Annotated in this window: 23 protein-coding genes; 12 read left to right on the forward strand and 11 right to left on the reverse strand. The window is 68.8% G+C overall.

Annotated features, from left to right (window positions below; translation table 11 throughout):
- Nucleotides 1-137: 137 nt before the first annotated feature.
- The 3 genes from ABD817_RS00090 (at nucleotide 138) to ABD817_RS00100 (ending at nucleotide 2,950) form a co-directional block, all read left to right on the forward strand.
- Nucleotides 138-581, forward strand: a complete 444-nt coding sequence (locus ABD817_RS00090) for a VOC family protein (protein ID WP_344913462.1) — start codon at nucleotides 138-140, stop codon at nucleotides 579-581.
- Nucleotides 582-587: 6 nt separating this feature from the next.
- On the forward strand, nucleotides 588-1,583 hold the full coding sequence (locus tag ABD817_RS00095) for a pyridoxamine 5'-phosphate oxidase family protein (RefSeq protein WP_344913465.1): 996 nt from the start codon (nucleotides 588-590) through the stop codon (nucleotides 1,581-1,583).
- Between the two features lie 185 nt (nucleotides 1,584-1,768).
- The gene (locus ABD817_RS00100; RefSeq protein WP_344913468.1) at nucleotides 1,769-2,950 is read left to right on the forward strand and encodes an SRPBCC domain-containing protein; all 1,182 of its coding nucleotides are present in this window, start codon (nucleotides 1,769-1,771) and stop codon (nucleotides 2,948-2,950) included.
- A 26-nt stretch (nucleotides 2,951-2,976) separates the two neighbouring features.
- On the opposite strand, the gene ABD817_RS00105 is transcribed toward ABD817_RS00100, so the two are convergent.
- The 4 genes from ABD817_RS00105 to ABD817_RS00120 form a co-directional block, all read right to left on the reverse strand.
- The gene (locus ABD817_RS00105; protein ID WP_344913472.1) at nucleotides 2,977-3,540 is read right to left on the reverse strand and encodes a hypothetical protein; all 564 of its coding nucleotides are present in this window, start codon (nucleotides 3,538-3,540) and stop codon (nucleotides 2,977-2,979) included.
- Nucleotides 3,537-3,770, reverse strand: coding sequence for a DUF4277 domain-containing protein (locus tag ABD817_RS00110; RefSeq protein ID WP_344915548.1), 234 nt, complete (start codon nucleotides 3,768-3,770; stop codon nucleotides 3,537-3,539). The genes ABD817_RS00105 and ABD817_RS00110 overlap by 4 nt, the downstream gene beginning before the upstream one ends.
- Before the next feature lie 118 nt (nucleotides 3,771-3,888).
- A complete protein-coding gene (locus ABD817_RS00115) occupies nucleotides 3,889-4,176 on the reverse strand; it encodes a DUF6204 family protein (protein ID WP_344913475.1) in 288 nt (95 codons plus the stop codon).
- 11 nt (nucleotides 4,177-4,187) lie between these two features.
- On the reverse strand, nucleotides 4,188-4,826 hold the full coding sequence (locus tag ABD817_RS00120) for a TetR/AcrR family transcriptional regulator (protein ID WP_344913478.1): 639 nt from the start codon (nucleotides 4,824-4,826) through the stop codon (nucleotides 4,188-4,190).
- A 73-nt stretch (nucleotides 4,827-4,899) separates the two neighbouring features.
- Between ABD817_RS00120 and ABD817_RS00125 the strand changes: the two genes are divergently transcribed.
- Both ABD817_RS00125 and ABD817_RS00130 read left to right on the forward strand, forming a co-directional pair.
- Nucleotides 4,900-5,427 carry a DinB family protein gene (locus ABD817_RS00125; RefSeq protein ID WP_344913481.1) on the forward strand — a complete coding sequence of 176 codons (528 nt, stop codon included), beginning with the start codon at nucleotides 4,900-4,902 and terminating at the stop codon, nucleotides 5,425-5,427.
- A gap of 3 nt (nucleotides 5,428-5,430) precedes the next feature.
- Nucleotides 5,431-5,733 (forward strand): hypothetical protein, encoded by a 303-nt coding sequence (locus tag ABD817_RS00130; protein WP_344913484.1) that lies wholly within the window; start codon nucleotides 5,431-5,433, stop codon nucleotides 5,731-5,733.
- Between the two features lie 216 nt (nucleotides 5,734-5,949).
- On the opposite strand, the gene ABD817_RS00135 is transcribed toward ABD817_RS00130, so the two are convergent.
- The gene (locus ABD817_RS00135) at nucleotides 5,950-6,897 is read right to left on the reverse strand and encodes a helix-turn-helix transcriptional regulator (protein ID WP_344913487.1); all 948 of its coding nucleotides are present in this window, start codon (nucleotides 6,895-6,897) and stop codon (nucleotides 5,950-5,952) included.
- Between the two features lie 183 nt (nucleotides 6,898-7,080).
- On the opposite strand from ABD817_RS00135, the gene ABD817_RS00140 reads away from it, so the two are divergent.
- Nucleotides 7,081-8,025 (forward strand): alpha/beta fold hydrolase, encoded by a 945-nt coding sequence (locus ABD817_RS00140; RefSeq protein ID WP_344913490.1) that lies wholly within the window; start codon nucleotides 7,081-7,083, stop codon nucleotides 8,023-8,025.
- 237 nt (nucleotides 8,026-8,262) lie between these two features.
- Here ABD817_RS00140 and ABD817_RS00145 read toward each other — a convergent pair whose 3' ends face one another.
- A complete protein-coding gene (locus ABD817_RS00145; RefSeq protein WP_344913493.1) occupies nucleotides 8,263-9,369 on the reverse strand; it encodes a CU044_5270 family protein in 1,107 nt (368 codons plus the stop codon).
- Nucleotides 9,370-9,906 carry an RNA polymerase sigma factor gene (locus ABD817_RS00150; protein WP_344913496.1) on the reverse strand — a complete coding sequence of 179 codons (537 nt, stop codon included), beginning with the start codon at nucleotides 9,904-9,906 and terminating at the stop codon, nucleotides 9,370-9,372. It lies immediately after the preceding gene.
- A gap of 148 nt (nucleotides 9,907-10,054) precedes the next feature.
- Here ABD817_RS00150 and ABD817_RS00155 point away from each other — a divergent pair, with 148 nt between their 5' ends.
- The 6 genes from ABD817_RS00155 to ABD817_RS00180 all read left to right on the forward strand — a co-directional run bounded on the left by ABD817_RS00155 (nucleotide 10,055) and on the right by ABD817_RS00180 (nucleotide 16,218).
- Complete coding sequence (locus ABD817_RS00155) at nucleotides 10,055-10,375, forward strand: Scr1 family TA system antitoxin-like transcriptional regulator (RefSeq protein ID WP_344913499.1); 321 nt, start codon at nucleotides 10,055-10,057, stop codon at nucleotides 10,373-10,375.
- 2 nt (nucleotides 10,376-10,377) lie between these two features.
- Entirely contained in the window at nucleotides 10,378-10,599 is a 222-nt protein-coding gene (locus ABD817_RS00160; protein WP_344913502.1) for a DUF397 domain-containing protein, read from the forward strand.
- A gap of 304 nt (nucleotides 10,600-10,903) precedes the next feature.
- Nucleotides 10,904-11,452, forward strand: a complete 549-nt coding sequence (locus ABD817_RS00165) for a Panacea domain-containing protein (RefSeq protein ID WP_344913504.1) — start codon at nucleotides 10,904-10,906, stop codon at nucleotides 11,450-11,452.
- A complete protein-coding gene (locus ABD817_RS00170; RefSeq protein ID WP_344913507.1) occupies nucleotides 11,445-11,747 on the forward strand; it encodes a hypothetical protein in 303 nt (100 codons plus the stop codon). Before ABD817_RS00165 ends, ABD817_RS00170 begins: the two co-directional genes overlap by 8 nt.
- A 515-nt stretch (nucleotides 11,748-12,262) precedes the next feature.
- A complete protein-coding gene (locus tag ABD817_RS00175; protein WP_344913510.1) occupies nucleotides 12,263-15,064 on the forward strand; it encodes a bifunctional glycosyltransferase/CDP-glycerol:glycerophosphate glycerophosphotransferase in 2,802 nt (933 codons plus the stop codon).
- 35 nt (nucleotides 15,065-15,099) lie between these two features.
- A complete protein-coding gene (locus ABD817_RS00180; RefSeq protein ID WP_344913513.1) occupies nucleotides 15,100-16,218 on the forward strand; it encodes a glycosyltransferase in 1,119 nt (372 codons plus the stop codon).
- A gap of 98 nt (nucleotides 16,219-16,316) precedes the next feature.
- Here the strand turns inward: ABD817_RS00180 and ABD817_RS00185 are convergent, their stop codons facing one another.
- The 4 genes from ABD817_RS00185 to ABD817_RS00200 form a co-directional block, all read right to left on the reverse strand.
- Nucleotides 16,317-17,360 carry a sulfotransferase family protein gene (locus ABD817_RS00185; protein ID WP_344913516.1) on the reverse strand — a complete coding sequence of 348 codons (1,044 nt, stop codon included), beginning with the start codon at nucleotides 17,358-17,360 and terminating at the stop codon, nucleotides 16,317-16,319.
- A 1-nt stretch (nucleotide 17,361) separates the two neighbouring features.
- Nucleotides 17,362-18,372, reverse strand: a complete 1,011-nt coding sequence (locus tag ABD817_RS00190; RefSeq protein ID WP_344913519.1) for a sulfotransferase family protein — start codon at nucleotides 18,370-18,372, stop codon at nucleotides 17,362-17,364.
- Between the two features lie 25 nt (nucleotides 18,373-18,397).
- Nucleotides 18,398-19,393, reverse strand: a complete 996-nt coding sequence (locus tag ABD817_RS00195) for a CDP-alcohol phosphatidyltransferase family protein (RefSeq protein WP_344915550.1) — start codon at nucleotides 19,391-19,393, stop codon at nucleotides 18,398-18,400.
- Nucleotides 19,394-19,810: 417 nt separating this feature from the next.
- Nucleotides 19,811-23,242, reverse strand: coding sequence for a bifunctional glycosyltransferase/CDP-glycerol:glycerophosphate glycerophosphotransferase (locus tag ABD817_RS00200; protein ID WP_344913522.1), 3,432 nt, complete (start codon nucleotides 23,240-23,242; stop codon nucleotides 19,811-19,813).
- Between the last annotated feature and the right edge of the window lie 324 nt (nucleotides 23,243-23,566).

The raw sequence follows: 23,566 nt of genomic DNA on the forward strand, positions 1-23,566 counted from the left end.
GGCGTTCACCTGGGGTTCTCCCGGCTGTGATGCACGCCATACCTTTATAATGGGAAAAATAATGATTATGCGTTAGATTCATCCTGTAGGCCAATCTAACGGCATGAACCGTTAGGAAGCTTGACGGGAGCGATCAGATGACCTTCCAGACCGGCCACGTCGGCCTCAACGTCTCCGACCTCGACAGGTCCAGGGACTTCTACCTGAAGATCTTCGACTTCGAGGTCCTCTTCGAGTCCGGCGAGGCGGACCGCCGGTACGCCTTCCTCGGCCTCGACGGCACGCTCGTGCTCACCCTCTGGCAGCAGAGCGAGGGCCGCTTCGCCACCGGTCTGCCCGGTCTGCACCACCTGTCCTTCCAGGTTCCGGACATCGAGACGGTCCGCCGGGCCGAGGACGCGATCAGGGAGGCCGGTGCCACGCTCCACCACGGCGGAGTGGTGGCGCACCGCGAGGGCGCGTCCTCGGGCGGCGTGTTCTTCGAGGACCCGGACGGGATCCGGCTGGAGATCTACGCGCCCACCGGCGCCGAAGGTTCTCCCGTGCCGGTGACCGCCGCCCCCACCTGCGGCTTCTTCTAAACGATCATGGAGCACGCGGGAGAGCTCGCGGTTCAGCGGAGGGCCGGGGTACGCGCGGTGGCGCTGGGTTCGGCCAGGACCCGGCCGGAGATCCCGGCGGTGGCAGCCGAGTTCCTGGGGCGACAGCGGATGCTGCTGATCGGGGCGACGGGGCGGGACGGACTCCTGTGGGCGTCCGCCCTGACCGGACCCGAGGGTTTCGCCGAGGCCGTGGACGAGCGAACGGTCGTGATCGACGCGCTGCCGGGCGAGCACGACCCGCTGGCGGGGCTGGACGGCGGCCAGATCGGGATGCTCGCGATCGAGCCGATGAGCAGGCGCAGGATGCGGGTCAACGGCACGGTCCGGCGGGAGGGCGGACGGCTGATCGTCCGTACCGAACAGGCGTACGCCAACTGTCCCAAGTACATCCAGGCGCGAGAGATCGTCACAGAACCGGCGGAGCCCGCCACCCCCTCCCCCGGCTTTTCCGGCCCCGCCGACTCCCCGGAATCCCCCGGAGCCGCTGGAGTCGCCGAAGCCGCTGAAGCCTCCGGAGCACCCGGCTTCCTCGACTCCGCCGGTTTCTCCTCGGCGACGGGGACGGCGGCGACGGCGTTCGACGACGGCGACCGGGCCCGGATCGAGAACGCCGACACCTTCTTCATCGCCACCTCCGCGCCCGGACTCGGTGCCGACCTGTCACACCGGGGCGGCGACCCCGGGTTCGTCCGGGTGGTGGATGACCGGCGGCTGGTCTGGCCGGACTACGTCGGCAACTCCATGTACATGACGCTGGGCAACCTGGAGCTGGACGACGGCTGCGGCCTGCTCTTCCTCGACTGGGAGGGCGGCGACGCCCTGCACCTGACCGGGCGTGCCCACGTCGACTGGGACGCGGGAGACGTCCCGGGCGCGCAGCGGCTGGTCAGGTTCGAGGTGGACAGGATCGTCCGCGTACGGGGAGCCAGCCCGCTCCGCTGGAGGTTCGCGGAGTACTCCCGCCACAACCCGCCGGTCTGAGAGCGCGGCGCGGGTGGGCGCATCGTCCCCGCCATCGAGGGCAGTACCAAGGAACGAGCACGAATCCGGAGCGCGGACGCGGACCGCCGCAGGCGGCTCGGCCGGGCTCCGGGGCGGCATACTGGCAGTACGCCCCCGTGTAGTCGTAATGTCGCAACAGCGGCCGACCGACAAGGAGCGGAGCGATGGCGATGCGGTTCGAGCACGAGTTCACGGTTCCCGTGCCTGTCGACCAGGTGTGGCCGGTGCTGCTCGACGTCGAGCGGATCGCGCCATGCCTGCCCGGTGCCGCCGTGGACAAGGTCGAGGGTGACTCCTTCACCGGCCGGATGAAGATGAAGATCGGGCCGGTCACGGTGACGTACCAGGGCAGGGTCGCCTTCGAGAAGGTGGACGAGGACACCCACTCCATGACCATCAGGGCCTCCGGCAAGGAGGCCAGGGGGCCGGGCACGGCCGGTGCCACGGTCGTCGCGCGCCTGCACCCGGAGGGCCGGAGCACCCGGGTCACCGTCGACACCTCCTTCGACGTGACCGGCCGCCCGGCCCAGGTCGGCCGGGGCGTGATGACCGAGGTCGGCGGGAAGCTGGTCGACAGGTTCGCGGCCAACCTCTCTCGCCTGCTGGGCGAGGGCCCCGGCGTGGAGACGGCCGCCGAGACGGCCGGTGCTGGCGGCTGGAGCGCGCCCCCTAAGCAGGAATCGGCCGGTGACGTTCCAGCGATCTCGGAGTCCTGGGGCCCCGGCCCGGCACGTCCGGCCGGTTCGGAGAGCCCGGACGAACTTGTCACCGGCATGGGGCCGGGCGGCGCAGAAGGTGATTCACAGCGTCTCGGCTCGGCGGATCGGGACACCACGACGTCGGAGACGACCTCTCCAGGCCCGGCGGGCTCGACGGCCTCCGCCGGGAGCCCCGGCACCACCGGCTCGGCGTTCCCCGGCCCCGCGGGCTCGACGAACCACGGCGCGGAAACGGAGCCGGGCACGGCGGCCCCCGGTGGCGCGGACCCGGGCGCGGTGGCGTCCGGACTGGGCGGTCCCGGCGGCACGAACCTGGGTGCGGCGGCGTCCGGACTGGGCGGCCCCGGCGGCCCGGAAGGACTGAACGGCCCCCAGCTCCCAGGCGCGCCGGGACGTCACCTCAGCGCGGTGCCGACACCACCCGGCCTCACGATCGGCGAGGAGGCGGAATCCCGCCAGAGCCACCCGGCGGGCACCTCGCGCACCTCGCTCAGCCCCGACGAGGAGGCCCTGAACCTCCTGGAGGTGGCGGGCATGCCGCTGCTCAAGCGCATTGCCCCCCTGGTCGCCGCCCTGGCAAGCCTCATCCTGGTCGCCTGGCTGATCCGCCGCGCCCTGCGGCGCTAGTCCTGTTTTCCGCATGTGGCTGATTCTCAGCGGAGATCTCGCGGGTCCACGTCCAGGAGTTTGAGGAGATGGATCTGTACGGGAGTGGGCTGAGGGATGACCGGAGGTGACTGGCCGGTCCCGGGAACGATCCGGAAACTGGCCAGCGCCTGGAAGATCAGCCGCCCGGTGGGGACGGCGGGCCGGCCCGCGTACAAGCCGTTGACCTTGGTGGTCCCGTGTAGTGCGAGGGCTCGGCGGACCTGACGCTCGACCAGGCAGAAGACGAGCAGCGCCAGGCAGATCACGGTGATCAACGCACTGATGCGCCGGTTGTTCTTCAGATACAAGGTCGCCACTGCCAGCGAGCCCTTGAACGCGGAGTAACGGCGTTCGACGGCTTCCTGACCCTTGTACAACCTTAAGACCTCGGCGGCGTCGGCCTGATCAGGGCCGAGGGTGCTCAGCAGGGCGTACCAGCCGTCACCGGCGGCTTCGGCGTCGATCGCCGCCTGGTCGAACGTCCAGGTCAAGGTCGGTTTTCCGGTGTCGGGACCGATGCCGACCTCGGCGGTCAGGTAGGCGCCGACTCGGCGCTCCCGGCCGATCACGGTGAGCCGGTCGGTGACCTTCTCGGCGGTCGGGTAATGCCTGCCGCCCAGGCCGCGCTCCAGCCGTTGCAGGTCATCGCGGGCGACGTCAGCCGATTGGCGATCATCGCTTCGATGACCTGCCCGTGAGTGAGTTCGGCCAGGTCACGCACGGGACAAAGGGCATCGACCGTATCGGCGATCTTTAACTTCCGGCAGAAATCCGCCACCACCGGCAGCGCCCCGAGCATCTTCTCCACGCTCGGGGCACCGAACTGCGCGCGTTGTCTCACACTCACATGTCGTACCGGTTCCGGACCCCTCACTCAAATCCACGTCTCAAACACCCCCACGTGCGGAAAACGGGGGCTAGTCGTCGCGCGCTTTTCGGCGGATTTTGATCGTACGCATGTCCGTCACCGCGACCTGTAAGATCTCGTGCGCATACCCGTGCGTCTCCAGTGCGGCCAACGCATGTAGGGCGGCGTCGTCCTCATCGTCGTCTGGCCCGGCAGGCACCTGGCAGCGGAAGGTGAAGGCCGATACGCTCGCGTCGTGAGTGAACGTGCCCACTTCGGTGTAGGCGGCGCCGCTCCCCGCTAGCACGGCGGCCCGGCTGGCGTCGTCGAGCCCCTTGAACTTGCCTCTGATCGTCACTCTGAACACGGTCATTCCTCTCGTACGGCATAACCCAGGACTCGCTCACCGAGCAGGCTCTCCACGATGTCCAGCAGTTCGAGGACAACCTCGGCGATCGCGTCGGGACGCTCGCCCGCCGCCGTTCGCCTGCCGATCTCGGTCATGACCAGTGCGTGCAGGCAGCCGATGTGCCAGGCGACCGCGCGCGGCAGCGGATCGTACTCGGATGCGTCAGTCTCCTCGGCGAGCACAACCATCAGCGCGTCCGTCATCTGGCGGCCGAGGTCCTCCAGTCGGGCGGACAGCGTGGGCGCGGCTCGCATCATCTCCAGTACGCTTCCGAATCCGGCGCTCAGCCCGACGCGGTGCTCGCGGCCGCGCACCTCCTCCCGAAGGCGCGCCAGCACCGCGCCCGCCGCGGACTCCCCAGGCCGACGCTGGCGCACGATGTCGGCCAGCCGCTGCGGGGAAGCCTCCTCGGGCGGCAGGACGAGGTCCTCCTTGGCCTCGAAGTAGTTGTAGACGGTGTTGACCGACACCTCGGCGGCCGCCGCGACCTCGGCGATCGTCACGTTCTCGAAGCCGCGCTCCACGAACAGGCCGATGGCCACCTCGGAGATACGCTGCCGAGTTTGCCGCTTCTTGCGCTCCCGCAGCCCTTCCTGCATAAGAGGAGTCTACTGCAAAACTTAAGTCGATTGCATCTTTGCAATGGACTGTAGTTTCTGTCATGATCAACCAATGCATGTATCCCGATGCGAGCTGCTGCGCTGGCAGTTCGACTTCACCTGGTCGCTGTTCGATTACCACCTGGAGCGGCTGGAGCCCGCGGGCTTCCTGTGGGAGCCCGCTTCCCGCTGCTGGACTGTGCGTCCGGACGTCGAGGGAACCTGGGTGCCTGACTGGGCGGAGATCGAGCCCGACCTCGTCCCGGTTCCCACGATCGGTTGGGTGAGCTGGCATATCGGCTGGTGGTGGAGCGTGACTATCGATCACGCTCAGGGCCGGACACCGCGGGAGAGGGCCGAGATCGCTTGGCCAGGTGATGGAAGGACCGCCATCGAGTGGTTGCGCAGCCTCCGTGAGGACTGGTTGGTGGTGCTGGATCGCCTCGCCGACGCCGACTTGGATGCTACGGCCCCCGCCTTCCCATGGCCAAGGGACTCCAAGCACACCGTCGCCCATATGGTCGCCTGGGTGAATTCCGAGCTGATGAAGAACGTCACTGAGATTGGTCAGCTTCGGCTGTTGCGGGCCGCTTCGGGGTGAACCTTGTATCTGAAGAACAACCGGCGCATCAGTGCGTTGATCACCGTGATCTGCCTGGCGCTGCTCGTCTTCTGCCTGGTCGAGCATCAGGTCCGCCGAGCCCTCGCACTACACGGGACCACCAAGGTCAACGGCTTGTACGCGGGCCGGCCCGCCGTCCCCACCGGGCGGCTGATCTTCCAGGCGCTGGCCAGTCTCCGGATCGTTCCCGGGACCGGCCAGTCACCTCCGGTCATCCCTCAGCCCACTCCCGTACAGATCCATCTCCTCAAACTCCTGGACGTGGACCCGCGAGATCTCCGCTGAGAATCAGCCACATGCGGAAAACAGGGCTAGTCCGCGTCCGGCCCCAGCCGATCACCGCGGATCCCGCCCGGCCGGAGGCCGTTCCCACCGCCCACGTGGCGGGTGACGAACGGTAGGGGGATCCCCGGAGGATGTCCGTTCGGCGACCGGGGTCCTCTGTTCTCCCGTGCTTCTCAAGCTCACCGGCGAACCAGTCGACAAGCGCTCGTGCCGGTCTCAGCCGTATCGCTCGACGAGCGCGTTGCCGATCGAGGCCAGGTGGTCTCGCACACCCGGAGGGCCGGTCACCTCAAGCCATTCGACCAGCCCGGCAAGCTCGCCGGCGAGCGCGTACTCGTTGTGGCCGCGGATCACGACCTCGATGCGGCCGTCGGTCGTGGAACCTCCCACCTCAAGCCGATCGCCGAGCACCATCCGGAGCCGGCCTATCCCGTGCGGCGCGCATACCGCCTGCATCTCGGTGGGCGTTCGCCTGCGTTCGACCTCGTCGGCGATCTCGCGCCAGCTCTCGGCAAGGTCGAAGTCCTCGGGTCGGTGCACGGGATCGTCGGTCGGGTCGGCGGACGACACACGGTCGATCCGGAAGGTCCGCCGGCCGGCCTCGGTGTTGGAGACGAGGTACCACGACGGACCTTTGGCGACGATGCCCAGCGGGTGGACGGTTCTCTCGGTTTCGGCGCCTTCGCTGTCGACGTAGCCGAGCCGCACCTGGACGCCGCGGATCACCGCGTCTTGGAGTTCGTCGAGGAAGCGAGGTGGTCGGCGCTCGACCCGGCTCGTCCCCCATCGTTGCGGGTCCATGACCAACGACGACGCCGCTGCCTCGGCCTGCACCCGGAAGGGCTCCGGCAGGGCATGGACGAGCTTGCGCAGAGCTGCTTTCACGGCCGGTGTCGCAACCGACGCCTGGCCGGCGACCAGGAACAGGGCGCGGGCCTCACTCGCGGTCAACCCGGACAGGTCGGTGCGGGCGCCACCCACGAGGCGCCAGCCGCCGCCTCGGCCCTGCATGGAGTACACGGGCACCCCGGCCATGGCCAGGGCGTCGAGGTCGCGGCGGGCGGTGCGCTCGGAGACCTCCAGCTCTCGGGAGATCTCTGCTGCTGTCACCTGCTCGCGCCGTTGCAGCAGGAGGAGGATGGCCACCAGCCGGTCGGTTCGCACGCCAACAATATTTTCACCTAAACCGGTCATGGGGTGACCGGTTTAGGTCGGCAAGATGGCGACATGACCTCATCGACGAGGTCGACCGCAGGCGAACGCCACTCGGCCTATCAGGGGTGCGCCGACGCCATCCTCGGGGACCCTCGTCGCCCGATCAATCCGAAACGATATAGAGGAAATTCAATGCTTGATCCAGCCGATTTTCCCAAGCCCACCCTTATTTCGGTCAACGGCGTGGAACTCGAAGTCTTCGAAGCGGGCCAGAAGAATGCCGGAAAGCCCATTGTGCTCTGTCACGGCTGGCCGGAGCACGCCTTTTCCTGGCGTCACCAGGTGCCCGTCCTCGCCGCGGCGGGCTACCACGTCATCGTTCCGAACCAGCGGGGTTATGGCAATTCATCTCGTCCGGCCGAAGTGACGGACTACGACATCGAGCACCTGTCGGGTGATCTCGTCGCGCTTCTCGATCACTACGGGTACGAGGACGCCACCTTCGTCGGTCATGACTGGGGCGCGATGGTCGTCTGGGGGCTGACCCTGCTGCACCCCGACCGTGTGAACAAGGTGATCAACCTCAGCCTTCCCTACCAGGAGCGCGGAGAGAGGCCCTGGGTCGAGTTCATGGAAGCCGTGCTCGGCGGCGACTTCTACTTCGTCCACTTCAATCGGCAGCCGGGCGTCGCGGACGCCGTGTTCGAGGAGAACACCTTCCAGTTCCTTCGCAACCTGTACCGGAAGAACGAGCCTCCCAGGGAGCCTCGGCCGGGTATGGCGCTGATCGATCTCGCCAGAGCGGAAACACCGCTCGGTGAGCCCGTAATGAGCGACAGCGAACTGGCCGTTTTCGTCTCCGCCTTCGAATCGACAGGGTTCACCGGCAGTGTGAACTGGTACAGGAACCTCGACCGCAACTGGCACTTGCTGGCGGACGTGGACCCGATCATCCGGCAGCCCACACTCATGATCTACGGCGACCGGGATGTGATCTCGAAGTCCGAGAAGCTGGCGGAGTTCGTGCCCAATGTGGAAGTGGTCAATCTGGATTGCGGTCATTGGATCCAGCAAGAAAAGCCGGAAGAAACAAACCAGGCGATTCTAAAGTGGCTGGACCAGCGGGATGCCAACTAGATCGCTGATGTGAAATTCGGTGATTGGCCGCGGGCGTGACGAAGGGCGTCCATGGTCGGTGTGTGAAAACCGACTTGGACGCCCTTCTGACCGCGCTCTACGTCCTGCCTCTGGGCGCGCGTCAGCCAGCGCATCCTCGCCCTCAACGCCGCCATCTGGCACAACTGGAACACCGGCGCTCCCGTGAAACGGTCCCCGACCGCCTACGATCACCAACCCGGATTTCACCTCAGCGATCTAGCGGATGCACTCTTCCTTACCACCCAGTACGCACCCCTCGGGAATGACAGGCTCGTCATCGGTCCAGCCGAGCTGCCTGATCACGATGGACATGTACGGGGCGCTCTCCTGACCTGACGTCGAGACGGGCATGTGCTGGATCGCCAGCAGATCGCCCGTCTCCCTGTCGATGACGATCTGCTTCTCCGGCTCACCGTTCGCCCCTCCGCGCAGGATGGCCATCCCCGGCCGCCCCTCCTCGTCCCGGAACTCGTCCGCGACCCGGGCGCCGGGAAGTCCGGCGAGCAGGTGATAGGCGGCTGCCCGGGTTCCCGAGGTGATCGGAGCTTCCACCAGCAGGCGTTCACTCAATTCCCACAGCCAGTCGTCCTGGTTCGGGGCCTTCTCCTGGCCCGGCGATCCTGCCGGGACGTCCTTCATGGCCTCCCGTTCGGCCGGCCAGTACGACAGCAGTTTCTCCTTCAGCTTCCCCGGGCCACGCGGCAGGTCCTGGAGCTCCCGTACGCTCAACGTCACGATCCCCTGCCCGAAACCATCCTTGTACCCGCCCAGATATCGGGTCCTCCCCTTGGGAACCATGTCGTTCTCGCAGTCGGTGTCCGATCCGCAGAGCCGGGGCGAGCCCGCCTTCTCCCACTCCGCCCTGTCGGCGGCGGTGAAGGGGCGGGTATCGAGCCCGGTGAGCTCCATGACCGTGTTCCGGCCGAGCCCGTTCCACCGGACGTACCCGACAGGGTCCTCGACGACGAACTCGTGCCCCCCGACGCTGGTCCGTTCCCGGACGACCCGTTCCATCTCACTGCGCCAGTATCGGCCGTCGACCACCTCCTGCCGCTGGGCCAGCCGGTCGGCGGCGGCGTCGAGCACCTCCCTCGCACTCGTCTGGGTCACCGTGACGACCGGGCCGCCTCCCAGCCGGGGAACGACCACGACGGCGCCGATCACGGCCACGGTCGCGGCCGACGTGACCAGGATCCCGGTCCACACGGAGATCCGGCGGCGGCGCCCGCCGTTCAGCACCCTGGCCCTGACCTCGGCCGTCTTCGCCGGACCGGAGGCCGGAACGTCCGGCATCACGTCATCGACGAACTGGAACTCGTTCACTCAGATCTCCACTCCCAGCGACTTGTGCAACTTGGTCCTGGCCCGGCTGAGCCGGGAGGCGACGGTGCCGTTGGCGACCTTGAGCGCCTCGGCGACCTCGTCATAGGTCAGCCCGCCGTAGGCGATGAGCAGCACCACGTCCCGCTCGCCTTTCGACAACCCCGCCAGCGCCTCGGAAAGCCGTCCGACCGTCACCCCCGCCGCGACCCGGTCGACAATCCGCTCGTCATGGCCTTCGTCGTCGGGCGGCGGGCCCGTCCTGGCCAGTGCCCGGTAGCGGCGCACCTCGCTCCGGCGGTGGCGGCCGATCAGGTTGGTGGCTATGCCGTACAGCCAGGGGCGGACACCGCCCCGGGCGGCGTCGAACCTGCCGCGCTGCCGGAAGGCGATCAGGAAGGTCTCGGCGGCGAGGTCCTCGGCGATGTCGAGGTCGAGCCGCCGCCCGATGTAGCGGCGTATCTCCTCGTAGTGGGCGTCAAAGACGGTACCGAACCGCTCTGGATCGGCCACCGAGGCCGCCTCGGAAACAGTGGTCATGCAAGGAGCTCCCTTGCCGGAAGGACAAGACACCCCTTCTTGCCCGCCGGTCACCCCACCCTTCCGTGCTTTCTCACCCTCCCGCCGCGCTTCCTCGCGCATCCGTACCGGTTTCTTGTGTGGGGTTTCGGCCATCGTCCGGGGTGTGATGGGTCAGCGCACCGTCGACCAGACGGGCGAGGTTCGCCAGTTCGTGGAACAACCGGTGACGCTCAGACTCCCCCAGAGCCCTGATCGCCACTCTGATGTCGCCGGGATACACGCGGCCATGGACGGAAGTTTTGTGATCCTTGGATTCGGCGCACCAGATCCCGATGTTGTGTACGTAGAGACTCAACTATCCGGCCTGTACCAGGAACAGCCCGCAGCAATTCGCCGATATAACCTGGTATACGAAGATTTGCGAGCAAAGGCGCTGGACGCTCGCATGTCTCGCAATCTGCTGGCAAAGCTAGCGAAGGAAGTGTGAGCGTGACCGACAGCATCCCCGTGAGCGTCGAGGCCGAACTGTCGGCGACTGTCTGGCGCAAGTCCAGCCGTAGCAACGCCAGTGGCGACTGTGTGGAGATCGCCCGCCTGAGTGACAGCCGGGTTGGCGTGCGCGACAGCAAGAACCCTGGCGCCCCGGCCCTCGTGTTCGAGGCCACCGTGTTCGCCACTCTCCTGGAAGCCTTGAAGGCCGAAGTGCTCTGAGCAACGCCTTCGGTGATGATGCCTCCTGGACGATCGAAGTCCTTGAACCTGTCGCGGATGCGGTCGTAGTCGTCAGGAGAGAGCACCGAGAACCGTTACGGCCCAGGTCCGGCCCACGCTCGCCACTGGTGGGGTTGGGTAGGAGGCGATCATACGGGGTGGAGTGCCGTTTACGGGTGAAAGGGATTGACAGGACCTGGGGCGGGGAATTGTCACACCCATCAGCCATGATGGAACACATGTTCGGGACCGAAGAATGACCAAAAACCCTCACCCCGCCGGGCATGAACCGTACCCTGACCCCATGCCCCTCTCAGCCCACGCCATCGCCGCCGCCCTCCGCCAACGGCAACCCGGCATGGGCGTCAAAAAGCTCCACAAGCTGCTCTATTACGCGCAAGGCCACCACCTCGCCGCCTTCGGTCAGCCTCTGTTCAGAGAATCGATCTCCGCATGGGACATGGGGCCAGTCGTCGGACAGGTCTGGGGGGACGAGAAGTACGGTGCCCTCATCGAGGAGCCTCCCGAGCTGACGGAAGCCGAGTTGAACACCATCGGCTACGTTCTCAGCAGGTACGGCGGTTTAACCGCGACGGACCTGGAGAACCTCACCCACTCCGAAGCCCCCTGGCAGCGCGCCGACCGCGATCGGCCCCCGGGAGGGAAAGCCCGGATGGAGCTGGAGTCGTTGCAAGAGTTCTTCGCCAACCAGGTTGACGACGACGAAGACGAGCCACAGCCCGATCGCGCCCAGTTCGCCCGCATGCTTGAGGGCATCGAACAGCGACGAGCCGAACCGGCCAGCCCGGACAGCCCGGAGGACATTCGCGCGTGGCTGGCGGCCCGTGCCTGACTCCGCCCCCTACAAGCTGGTCAACTTACGCAACGCTCTGGATATCTGGGAGCTGAACGAGCCCGTGTCCGCAGCCCGCAAGGAGGTCCTCACGGCAGTCGTGGACTGGGCGTTGGATCGCCACACGGATCCCTATCAGGGGGCTGCCCGGGTGGAGGGTTTTCCCAACCTGTGGCGCAGCCGCGTACCAGATACGTGGCATGAGGGGCAGATGGTGTTTTGCCAGTTTTGGATTGAAGAGACCACACACACAGTCCGGTTCGACATGTTCTCCACGCTGAGCCTGCCAGTTTGACCGGCCAGCCGAGAAAAGAACCCTCCCGAATTCCCCGACGGATCTGGGTGGGCACATACAGGGCAAACACGCTAGATCTGTCTCTCGCATAGAGATCGAGTCCTACGTCGCCATCGGCGATCGCTCCGACGCGCTGGCCGGTCGTGGTGGTCCGATCTCCCAGTCACTCTTGTGTGATCCTCCGTCCGCATGAGCATCACAAACGTCCGGGCGGATGTTGTTTCCTCTGAGCGCCAACCCGTTGCCCATGCGCGCCGATCGAGTACGTGGCCGGGTTGGTGCGGGCGTCGGCGCTCCCGGGGTTGACTCCGTGGGCGGCGACGAAGGCGCGGGTGAGGTGTGCGGCGACGAAAGAACTCCATCGGGCCGCGATGGCGCGGATCGGCCGGTCGCCGAGGGCGGGGACGGAGAGGCCGTCGGCCGTCTCGCACTATAACTTCACACAACCCCAAAAACAGTGTCATCAGTGCACAAGTGGGACAACTGGCCACTTTTTCTCGGGAATACCTCAGATCGTGATCAATGTCCCGGAATGCAGCGTTGTGGTCATCACCTACAACGATGCCGCGCGGCTGGCCAGGGCCGTGCGGTCCGTGCTCCGGCAGTCCCTGCGCGACATCGAGGTGATCATCGCGGACGACGCGAGCACCGACGGGACGGAGAGGGTCGCCCGGGAGTTGCAGCGCCAGGACCCGAGGGTCCGCTACCTGCGCGGGGAGGTCAACAGCGGGGGGTGCGGGGTCCCGCGCAACAGGGGGGTGGCGGCGGCGCGGGCGCCGTACGTGATGTTCCTGGACAGCGACGACGAGCTGACGCGGCACGCCTGCAAGAGCATGCTGCTGGAGATCGAGCGGACCGGCGCGGACTTCGTCACCGGGCAGATCTCGCGGCTGTACGAGTGGACGGGGAAGACCGCGCGCTACTACCCCGCCCTGTTCGCCAGGCGCAGGACGGTCGAGGGGATCGCCCGGGAGCCGGAGATGTTCCTCGACTCCTTCAGCACCAACAAGCTCTACCGGGCCGAGCTGCTGCGGCGGGTGCCGTTCCGGGAGGACATGCACTACGAGGACCACGTCTTCAGCACCGCCCTGTACTGCACGGCACGGCGGTTCGCCGTGGTCCCCTGGGTGGTCTACCTCTGGCACCGGGCCTCGGAGGAGAGCGAGGCGCGGCTGTCGATCTCACTGTGCCTGACGGAGATGGCCAACGTCCGCTCCAGGATCAGGGCGGCCCGGCTGAGCGACGACATCCTGCGGGACAACGGCCTCGGCGACCTGGTGCACGAGCGGCAGCGCCGCTTCATCCGCCAGGACCTGCGGGTCTACCTCAACCCGCTGCCCTCGCGCGACCCGGCGTGGATCGAGGAGTTCGTCTCGGTGATCCATCCCTACCTGGCGGAGCTCGACCCGGCGGTGTTCGAGACGGTCGACCCGCTCCTGCGAGTCTGCTGCAGCTTCATCCTCGACGGCAGGCCCGACGAGCTCCTGGTGGCCGCCCGGTCGCTGAACAGGCCCAAGCCCCCGCCGCGCGTCGCCGTACGGGAAGGGGGGCGCACCTACTGGGGCACGGTCGCCGACGAGAGGCGGGAGATCACCTCGCTCCGGATGGCCGAGCTTCCCTACAGCGCCTCCCGGCTGCGCCACGAGGCGGTCGTCACCGGCGAGGGCACGCTGATCAGGCTGGCGATCACGACGTACGACCCGTTCGGGGTGCTCACCGCCACGCCCGGCTGGACCGCGTTCCTGCGGTTCAGGAACCATCGGGTACGACTGGAACCGCGCGAGCGAGACGACGGCGACGGCGGTTACCTGAGCGAGGCGACGATCGACCTCGCCGCGATCCGCCACGGCCGCCTGGGCTTCGACGGCCGCTACGACCCCGTGGTGGAGATCGTCAACCCCGACGGCCGGGTCACCTCCGACCGGCTGCTCGTCGACCCGTCCACCGCGCCGTGCGGTACGACCATCCTGTGGCACGAGGTCGTCGTCAAGGCGGAGGGGACCGCCGCGTTCCTGCGGGTGCTCTGGCGCCGCCAGGGGCTGCTGCGGCAGTTGCCCCGGCTCAAGCGGGCCGCCACCCGTCTGCTGCGCAAGGTGGACGTGCCCGAGGTGAAGCTCCGCGTCTACAAGGGGCTCATCTCCGTGCTGCCGCCGCGCGGGGACCTGGCCCTGTTCGAGTCCGACGTCGGCGCCGGGTACACCGGGAACCCGCGCTACATCTACGAGGAGCTCAGGCGGCGGAACGCTCCGCTGAGGGTGGTGTGGTCGGCCGTCGGCACCCGGGGAGACTTTCCCCCCGGTGTGAGGCTGGTGCGGCGGATGAGCTGGCGCCACATCTGGACCATGGCGCGGGCGGGCTACTGGGTCGACAGCCACGGCATGCCGCTCGCCTATCCGAAACCGCCCGGCACCCGTTACCTGCAGACCTGGCACGGACAGGGCATCAAGTCGGTCGGCTTCGACGCGCCCGACCTGCGCGCCGACTTCGACGGGCCGAGGGCGACCTGGCGGGCCGCGGTGGAGCGCTGGGACGCGCTGGTCTCGCCCAGCGCCGAGTTCGAGCGGGTCTTCGTGCCCTCCAACGGCTACCGGGGGCGGCTGCTGCGGCACGGCTCGCCCCGCTGCGACGTGCTCGTGCACGGCGACCGGGAGGCGGCCGGGCGGGCGAGGGAGCGGCTGGAGATCCCGCACTGGTCCAGGGTGCTGCTGTACGCCCCCACCTACCGCGACCGGGCCAAGGGGTCCGGGCAGTCGGTCAGGGCCGACCTGGCCGCGATGGCCGAGGCCCTGTCGGCCGACTGGACGGTGATCCTGCGGACCCACCCGGTCGAGCGGTTCGAGGTACCGGAGCACCTGCGCCACTTCGTCCGGCAGGCGGGATCGTATCCCGAGGTCAACGACCTGATACTGCTCTCGGACGCGCTGCTGACCGACTACTCGTCGCTGATGTGCGACTACGCGGTCACCGGGCGGCCGATGCTGTTCCTGATCGACGACTGGGACGAGTACCGCAGGGTGGAACGCGGGGTCTACCACGACCTGCCCGCGATCGCCCCCGGCCCCTGCCTGACCACGACCGAGGAGCTGATCGAGGTGCTGCGCGATCTCGACGGGACGACGGCGTCGTTCGCCACCAAGTACATCGCGTTCCGCAGGACGTGGTGCGCCGAGGAGAAGGGCCACGCCTCGGCGAAGGTGGTGGACGCCTTCTTCGAGCCCTTCCACACCCAGGCCCCCGACCCCGGCGAGGCGTGGGAACGCGCCCTGTCCGCGGCGCGGCACCCGAGCCGCCTGCCGCTGCCGGGACGGCCGCGGTGAGCGGCGGGCGTACGGGAACGGTGGTGTTCGCGTGCATGGACGCCGACACCCTGGGCGGCATCCAGCGCGTCACCCACACCATGGCGCAGGGCCTGGCCGAGCGGGGCCGCGAGGTGCACGTGATCGGGCTGCACCGGGCCGAGAAGCCGTTCCGGTACGTGGAACGGCCGCGCTACACCAGCCACGTGATCCACCGGGCTCCGGTGGGAAGGCTCTCCCGGCTGGGCAGGCGCCGCGAGCGGCGGGCACTCGGCGGGCTGCTGCGGGAGGTGGGGCCGGGGTTCGCGGTGCTCTCCTCGCCCAGCGTGGTCACCCGGATCGGGGGCCTGCTGCCCGAGCGGCTGCTGCCGATCGGGCAGTACCACGGGTCGTACGAGCACGCGCGGGGGTCCTGGCACCTCGGCTCGGTCACCGGCCACTACGGCGACCTGGAGAAGGCGGTGTTCCTCAGCGAGCAGGACGCGTGGCTGTTCTCCGAGCACGCGCTGCTGCCCAACGCCTGCTCCATCCCGAACCCGCTGCCCGTCTGGCCGTCGCGGACCGCGGAGCTGACCGCCCGGCGGGTGCTCGGGGTCGGCAGGCTGGAGGGTGTGAAGCGGTTCGACCGGCTGATCTCGGCCTTCGCGGAGGCGTGCGGACGCCCGGTTCCCGGGGGCGCCGGTGCTCCCCCGGATCTCGCGGCGGCCCGTCGCGAGGCGGGTGAGGGCTGGGAACTGCACCTGATCGGCGAGGGGGCCGAGCGAGGGCGGCTCCTGTCGCACGCCGCGGAGTGCGAGGTGAGCGACCGGGTGGTGTTCCGCGGCGCGGTGCCCGCCGCCCGGATGGCGGACGAGTACGTGGGCGGGTCGGTGCTCGCGCTGTCCAGCGAGCACGAGGGACTGCCGCTGGTGGTCGGCGAGGCGGCGTCCTACGGGGTGCCCTCGGTGGCGTTCGACGTGTCGAGCGGGCTCAGGTCGCTCGTACTGGACGGGCGGACCGGGGTGCTGGTGCCCCCGGCCGACGTGACCGCGCTCGCCACCGCGCTGGCCGGGCTGATGGCCTCGGCCGAGGAGCGGCGGCGGTTGGGAGCCGCCGCCCGCGCGCACGTCGAGGCGTTCCGTCCGGACCGCGTCCTGGACCGGTGGGAGGCACTGTTCGACCAGGTCACCCGCTGAGCGTCACGGGCCGGTGACGCTCAGCGGGTCACCCGCCGATTCCCACCGGCCCGCCACGGACCGGTCGAACTGACCCCGACGGGCTCGCCGCGGACCGGTCACCCGTTCACCCCGACAGGCTCGTTGCGCGGCAACGGCACGCCCGCCAGCACGATCTGGGCGGAGGTGAGCCGTGCCCCCAGCGGGTTCGGCTCGCGGAGCCGGATCAGCCGGTCGAACGCGACCCGCTTGACGCGGGCCAGCTTCCGCTTGGCCGCGGTCCGCTCGTAGGAGACCATCCGCGAGGTCTCGACCTTCGGCGCCCCGGTGAGCTCGTACCCGTACGTCTCCAGCCGGTCCCCGAGCACGCTCTCGCACAGCGAGATCTCGCCGGGGTCGAGCCGGTCGCGCCACGAACCGGTCCGCGCGGTGGTCACCTCGCCGAAGGTGCGCGCGTGCCAGGTCTTGCGGGCGGGTACGGCGATGTCGGCCACCGCGCCCGGGTCGCACATGGCGGGGTCGAAGTCCTCGCCGAGGAACTCGCACAGCCTGCGCAGGTGGGCCTCGGGCTCCGCGGTCAGGTCCTCGTAGCGCAGCTCGTGGTAGCTGCCCTCGGGAAGTTTCGGCGCGCCGTGCCGGGCGAAGTCGATCGCCTCGGCCCAGGCGGAGACCGCGCTGTAGACGCTCCCGTTGTACCAGGGCATCTCCTTCAGCGACGCCACGCAGTCGCGGCCGTCCCTGATCAGGTGCACGAACTGGGCGTCGGGGAAGAGCCGCAGCAGCACGTCGGTGTACTGGAAGTACGAGGGCCGCTTGTCGCCCCAGCGCGGCTTGCCGTGCCTGGCCGCGTACGCGCGCAGCACGATGCCCAGCGCGGAGCCGAGGGTCGGCGGCCCGTCGACGATCTGCTCCAGCACCTCGTCGCGGTTCAGGTCCAGCTCGTGGAAGCGCGACTGGCGCCGGTCGACCACCCACTCGCCCAGCTCGCGCCGGTGTTCGGCGTCGTTGAGGTCGCCGAACTGGAGCCGTCGCTGGTAGGTGGAGACCATGAACCGGGTCTCCGGCGGGATGGCGACGCGCGGGTGGGCGTGCATCATCAGTTGCAGCATCGTCGTCCCCGAGCGGGGACAGCCCAGGATGAAGATCGGGCGATCGGACTTCATGTCAGACCTTCGCAAGCTCGCCGAGTTGCCGGCTGGTGAGCCTCGCGGCCACCGGGCTCGGCTCGCGGAACCGGTTGACGCGGTCGCGGAACTCCTTGCGCCTGCGCGCCCAGCGCCGCTTGGACGCCGCCTTCGCGCACGCCTCGACGTGCGCCTTGCTCGCCTTGGGGGCGCCGCTCAGCTCGTAGCCGTTGGCGATGAGCCGGTCGGCGAGCACGGTCTCGCACACCGAGATCTCCCAGGGCTCCAGCCTGGCCTTCCAGGAGCCCGCCCTCGCGGTCGTGACGTCGCCGTGGGTGTTGCTGTGCCAGACCTTGTGCTGCGGGATCGCCACCCTGGCGACGTGGTACGGCTCGGTCATCGCCGGGTCGTAGTCCTCGCCGAGGAAGTCGCAGAGCTTGCTCAGCTCGGTCTCCGGGTAGGCCGTCAGGTCCTCGTAGCGCAGCTCGTAGTAGCTGTCGGCGGGGAGCCTCTTCGCGTGGCGGCGGCCGTAGTCGATCGCCTCGCTCCAGTTGACCGCCGCGTGGAAGACGTCCTTGGTGTACCAGGGCATCTCCTTCAGCGACGCCACGCAGTCGCGGCCGTCCCTGATCAGGTGCACGAACTGGGCGTCGGGGAACAGCCTCGTCAGCAGGTCCACGTGGTGGTAGTAGCTGGGCCGCTTGTCGCCCCAGCGGCTCTTGCCGTACTGCTCGGCGTACGAGCGGAAGGTGATGCCCATCGCCGACCCCAGCGTGGGCGGGCCCGCGACGATGTCGTCGATCAGCTTGTCCCCGTCGAGTTTGAGCTCCTTGAACTTGGTGTCCTTGTCGCTCACGATCCACCGGCCGACCCTCCGCCGGTTGCGCTCCTCGCCCAGGTCCCCGAAGGAGAACCTGCGGTAGTAGCCGGGTACCACGAACCGTGTCTCCGGAGGCACCGCGATGCGCGGGTGGGAGTGCAGCATCAGCTGCAACATCGTGGTGCCGGAACGCGGACAACCGATCACGAAGATCGGGCGGTCGGACTGCATGACAACGAACCCCCGTAAAACTTGGTCAAACAGATACGCGTGGCGCCTTCTCCACGAGCGGCAGGACGGGCACCACCCGGGCGAAGAGCCACATTCGGTAGATCAAAACGACCTCGTTCAGCAGAAGCAGCACCCCCGCCGCGACCGCGAGGGGCACCAGGGCGACCGTCCCGATCAACGGGGCGACCACGAACACCGCGGCGTGGAACTCGATACCGCTGATCAGGTGGGTCCGCACCCGGTGACGGGCCAGGAGGCGGCCGAACCTGCGGGGTAGCTTCGGGCGCCTGCCCTTCCGGGGGCCCTGCCGTCCGGCCCGGCCCTCGCCCCTGCCCTCGCCCCGGTTCTCTCCCCGGTTCTCGAACCCGGCGGCTCGCAGCGGCTCGCGGGGCGTGATGACCTCGGCGTGCCTGAGGTGTCCCGCGTGCCCCGCGGCCACCGGCGTCTCCCCGAGCCGGGGCGGTCCCACGGTCACCACGGGTTCGACGGACTCGACGGACTCGACGGACGTCAGGCGGCCGAGCCGGTTCTCCTTGACCACCTCGCGCACGCGCTTCATCTGGGGCGCGTTCACGTAGCGGAACAGGTCGAGCACGGCCACCCCGGCGCCGAGCAGGATGTAGGAGACGTCCCCCGTCGCCACGTACTGCCCGGACGCCAGCCCCGCGGCGCAGCAGACCACCCTGATCCGGTCGCCCACGTAGTCGAGCCAGAGCCCGAACGCGGTCCCCGTCCCCTTGAGCCGGGCGATCTTCCCGTCCATGCAGTCGACCATGAAGCTCACGTAGAACAGCAGGGCCCCCGCGACCAGCCGTCCGGACGCGAAGCAGATCGCCGAGCACATTCCGAGGATCAGGGAGAAACGGGTGAGCCCGTTGGGGGTGATGGACGTGTGGTTGGCGACGAGCAGGGTGAGCCTGCACGCCACCGGGTCGACCAGGAAAACGGTCCACCAGGAGTCTTTTCGTTTCCGGGTCGCGTGAACGTCGTCCAACGAATAGGCCCTCATGCGTTCCAGCATGGCCACGCGGAGTCTCCTCTCATCAACGCTCTGTAAGTACTAGAAGATCTCCATGCCACTTCTTGACCGACCCGCGCCACAGGGATCGGGCGCTTTGGGGACACGAAAGGCCGAGGAGGGCTTCCCCGGCCTTTCTCTGCGGCCCCCAGCCGCCTCACCCGGGCCGACCTGCGGCTTTTTCCACCTCTGCCCGCCGCTTTCCCGCACGGAACCGCCGTTTTCTCCGTGTCGGCCGATCGCTTTCCCTGGGTCGGCCCATCGCTTTCCCCTCGCCGGCCCGGCGTTCGCGGAGCTTTCCCCTCGCCGACCCGGCCTTCGCGAAGCCTTCCCGCGTCGGCCCTGCGTTCGCGAGGCGACCCGGCGTTCCCGCGTCGGCCCGGCGTTCGCGAGGTGAGCAGGCTTTCGCGGGGCGGGTGGCTACCGGAAGATCCGGTCCACGGCCCTGGCCGCCGCGCCGCCGTCCTCCAGCGGGCAGAACCTGGCGGTGAAGGCGTCGTACAGCTTCCGGTACTTGGCACGCACCTCGTCGGCGTCCCGCACGGCCGCCACGACCTCCTCGGTCGTCCGCAGCAGCGGCCCGGGAGCCTCGGCCTCGAAGTCGAAGTAGAAGCCGCGCACCTCGTCGCGGTAGCGCTCCAGGTCGTAGGTGAAGAAGAACATCGGCTTGCCGGTCACCGCGAAGTCGAACATCGCCGACGAGTAGTCCGTGATCAGCATGTCCGCGACCAGGTACAGCTCCTGGATGTCCGGGTACGCCGAGACGTCGAGGAGGAAGTCCGTACCGACCCTGGGCAGCCTGTCCGTGACGCTCGGATGCTTGCGGATCATGAGCACGTGGTCCTCGCCGAGCTCCTCGGCCATGGCCTGGAGGTCCAGGCGCAGGTCGAGCCGGTAGCGCCCCTTGCTGTAGAACTTGTCGTCGCGCCACGTCGGGGCGTACAGGACGACCTTCCTGCCCTCGGGCAGGCCGAGCCGCTCCCGGATCTCCCGGGTCCGCGCGGCGACCCCGGCGCGGCGCAGCAGGTCGTCGCGGGGCGAGCCGATCTCCAGGATCTCCCCCTCGAACCGCAGGGCGTCGTCCATGACCGAGGTGCACCAGGGACTCGGCGAGATCAGGTGACTCCACCGGGTGACGGCCCTGGCCAGCCGCTCGTGGTGGTCGGACCTGGCGAACGGCACCTTCTCGACGTCGAAGCCGATGCGCTTCAGCGGGGTGCCGCGCCAGGTCTGCAGCACCGTCTGGCCCTCCCTGCGCTCGAACCAGGCGGGCAGGTGGCTGTTGGTGACGATGTACTGGCAGCGGGCCAGGGCGTCGAAGAACTCCCGCCCGTACCGCCGGATCGGCGTCACCCCCTCGGGCAGCTCCACCTGCCCGTCCCTGACGATCCACATGAACTCCAGGTCGGTGCCCCGCCGCACGAGCTCCTCGTAGATCGCCTTCGGGCTGTCGGAGAACTGCCTGCCCCCGTAGCTGTCGAAGAGGACGGCGGGGCGCAGCGGCTCCTGACACCTCGCGGGGTAGAAGTCCTCGCGCAGCAGCCGCTGCTGCTTCGGCCTGCCCGAGGCGCGCAGGTCGTCGCTCACGGTGAAGACGGCCTCGTCCATCAGGTCGGTGTCGAAGGTGAACGTACGGGTGGCGGAGACGTGCTCCAGCGGTGCGGACAGCCGGAACTCCACGCGCATATCACCGGTGTCGGTGCGGATCGCGAAGCCGTGCGTGCCCGCGGGCAGCGGCAGCCACCCGCCGAGTGTGTCGCTCCCCTCGGGTGTCACCGTGGCGCTGCCGCCGACGAGCGGGAAGAGCCGCTCGCTGAGCCGGTTGCGCGAGGTGACGACGAGCCACGCGGGGCCGTCGATCGGGCGCATCGGTGCCCCGGTCACCCTGAGGTGACCCAGGTCGGTCCACTCCACCCGCTCCACGTAGAACGTCGGACGCTGCTCGCGCAGCACGAGCCCGCCCGCCTGTGTCCGGTCCAGCACCACATCGCGCCCGTGGAGCCGGTAGAGGCCGCGCTCCACGTCGCGGCCGACGAGCAGCGGCCGGGCCTGCCCCTCCCCGGGGACGACCTCGAAGTGCCACTCGGCCCCGGGGTTGAGCGCGCTCATCTCCAGGCTGGCCGGGTCGAGACCCGGCCAGCGCTCGGACAGCACCTCGTCGAGGTCGACCACCGCCTCGAAGGCGCCGTCCGAGACGGTCATCGGGTAGCGCCGGTCGCGGCCCCCCTGCGGCCGGGTCAGCCGCAGCTCCGGCGCGGCGCCGAGGTCGCCGTCACACCGGCCGCTGATCCTCAGCCTGCCCTCGGCCACCCGGTGACCGGTGACCCGGCCGCCGGGCCGCTCCACCCGGAGCCTGAACTCCTCGGCGGGCGTCCACTCCGTCCACGCCACGGTCCCCGACTCGCGCTCGGTGAACTCCAGCCGCCGCGCGGCAGGGCTCGGCTGGGCCAGCCTGCCTCTCCGTACGAGGCCCCGGGACAGCACGCCCAGGTCGATCCGCCAGGACGATCCGGCCGGAAGCGCGGCCGGGTCGACGGCGAGCCGGAACCCGCACCAGTCCTTACGCCTGCGCGGGCCGGTGTCGACCAGCGACAGGCCCCGCCGGATCGTGACCGGGAGCCGGATCCTGCGGCCGTGGCTCCCGGGGCCCTCGGGGACCAGCCAGGCGAGGACGTGCTGCTGCATCCGCCTGCGAGGACGCAGGTAGCGCAGCGAGACCCGTCCCTCGACGACCAGTTTGCCGTCCTTCCAGTCCAGGCTGTCCACCCGCTGCCGCAGGTCCAGTTCCTCGCGCATCCGGGTGGTCGACCGCTCGACCTGCACGGGGACGTTGAGGTGGTACCCGCGCAGGCCGCCGCCGACGACGCGGGCGGTGGGCTTGACCGTCCTGTCCCACTCCAGCAGCTGGACGAGGTCGTCCAGCCGGCGTTCCCGGACGAGAGCCCACTTCGCCCGGCGCTGCGCGGGGATGAGCGAGAGGACCTTGGGCCCCGCCTGGTCGATGTAGGCGCACGCCAGGTCGAGGAAGCGGCTCCGGAACTCCTCCCCCGCCTGGTCCAGCACCTGCAGGAAGTTCGGCAGGTCGCTGTCGAGGACCATCCGGTCCCACGCCTTCAGGTGTTCGGCCCTCCCGGTGTCGGCGAGGAAGCTCCGCACCGAGTTGACGGCGGCGAACCGGTCCTCGATCCCCTTGACGTGCCCCCGGTTCTGCGTGATCGAGACGCTCTCCCCCTCGCGTTCCCGCCACAGGTAGACCGGGGTGGACAGCACGTCCACCGCCCCGGCCAGGAAGTGGGCGGGCAGGGAGACGGCGATGTCCTCCCACAGGACCCCCTCGGGGAAGCTCAGCCCCTGCTCGTCCCAGAAGGAGCGCCGCCAGAGCTTGTTCGTGACCAGCCGGTCCTTGAGCAGGATCTCGTCGCCGGTCACGTGGGTCCGCCGGGCGGAGGTGGCGAAGATCACCTTGTGCATCGCCGACTGGCGCACCCCCTGGCCGCTGAAGCGCAGGACGTTGCCCGTGACGAGGTCGGACCCGCTCTCCGTCAGGCTGCACACCATCGTCTCGACGGCCGTCAACGGGAGCATGTCATCGCTGTCCAGGAAAGCGAGAAAATCACCGGTGGCGTGCCGTATACCGGTGTTGCGCGCGGTACCGAGGCCCCCGTTCTCCTGCCGGATCAGCCGGAACCGGGCGTCACGCTCGGCGAAGGCCCCGGCGATGTCCGCGCTGGAGTCGGGAGAACCGTCGTCGACCATGACGACCTCGATGTCACTCCAGGTCTGCGCGACCAACGACTCCAGACACGCCTCAAGGTACGGTTCCACGTCGTATATGGGCACGATGATGCTCACTGGGGCCACGATCGGTCCTCCGGTAGTCGAAAGCTCACAGTCCGGTCCGTCGGCGTCGACGCCGGACACGGCACGCGGGTGAAGATCCACTCATCGTGGACGACGTCACGGGCGCGCGGCGGAAGGCTCGGCGGTCGCCGGAAAGCGGCGGAAGGAGCCCGTGTGCCCGTCGACACAACCCGGCGGCCATGAGCGCGACGTAGACGTCACGTCAGCAGCATGGCTTCGCGCCGGGTCGGGCGAGCTCAAAATATGACCGCGATGGAGTGAGCTGACCGAGACTTGACCATCTCCCGTACATCTCCCTCGGACGGCCGGTCCGGA

This window comes from Streptosporangium oxazolinicum, assembly GCF_039537505.1.
Classification (GTDB): Bacteria; Actinomycetota; Actinomycetes; order Streptosporangiales; family Streptosporangiaceae; genus Streptosporangium; species Streptosporangium oxazolinicum.

Excerpts from the sequence above, each read along its gene's own strand:
- ABD817_RS00120 (WP_344913478.1), bottom strand. The coding sequence starts at position 4,826 with ATGCAGGAAGGGCTGCGGGAGCGCAAGAAGCGGCAAACTCGGCAGCGT.
- ABD817_RS00100 (WP_344913468.1), top strand. The coding sequence starts at position 1,769 with ATGGCGATGCGGTTCGAGCACGAGTTCACGGTTCCCGTGCCTGTCGAC.
- ABD817_RS00140 (WP_344913490.1), top strand. The coding sequence starts at position 7,081 with ATGCTTGATCCAGCCGATTTTCCCAAGCCCACCCTTATTTCGGTCAAC.
- ABD817_RS00195 (WP_344915550.1), bottom strand. The coding sequence starts at position 19,393 with ATGCTGGAACGCATGAGGGCCTATTCGTTGGACGACGTTCACGCGACC.
- ABD817_RS00190 (WP_344913519.1), bottom strand. The coding sequence starts at position 18,372 with ATGCAGTCCGACCGCCCGATCTTCGTGATCGGTTGTCCGCGTTCCGGC.
- ABD817_RS00090 (WP_344913462.1), top strand. The coding sequence starts at position 138 with ATGACCTTCCAGACCGGCCACGTCGGCCTCAACGTCTCCGACCTCGAC.
- ABD817_RS00150 (WP_344913496.1), bottom strand. The coding sequence starts at position 9,906 with ATGACCACTGTTTCCGAGGCGGCCTCGGTGGCCGATCCAGAGCGGTTC.
- ABD817_RS00155 (WP_344913499.1), top strand. The coding sequence starts at position 10,055 with ATGGGTCAGCGCACCGTCGACCAGACGGGCGAGGTTCGCCAGTTCGTG.
- ABD817_RS00185 (WP_344913516.1), bottom strand. The coding sequence starts at position 17,360 with ATGAAGTCCGATCGCCCGATCTTCATCCTGGGCTGTCCCCGCTCGGGG.
- ABD817_RS00125 (WP_344913481.1), top strand. The coding sequence starts at position 4,900 with ATGCATGTATCCCGATGCGAGCTGCTGCGCTGGCAGTTCGACTTCACC.
- ABD817_RS00095 (WP_344913465.1), top strand. The coding sequence starts at position 588 with ATGGAGCACGCGGGAGAGCTCGCGGTTCAGCGGAGGGCCGGGGTACGC.
- ABD817_RS00110 (WP_344915548.1), bottom strand. The coding sequence starts at position 3,770 with ATGCTCGGGGCGCTGCCGGTGGTGGCGGATTTCTGCCGGAAGTTAAAG.
- ABD817_RS00165 (WP_344913504.1), top strand. The coding sequence starts at position 10,904 with ATGCCCCTCTCAGCCCACGCCATCGCCGCCGCCCTCCGCCAACGGCAA.
- ABD817_RS00180 (WP_344913513.1), top strand. The coding sequence starts at position 15,100 with ATGGACGCCGACACCCTGGGCGGCATCCAGCGCGTCACCCACACCATG.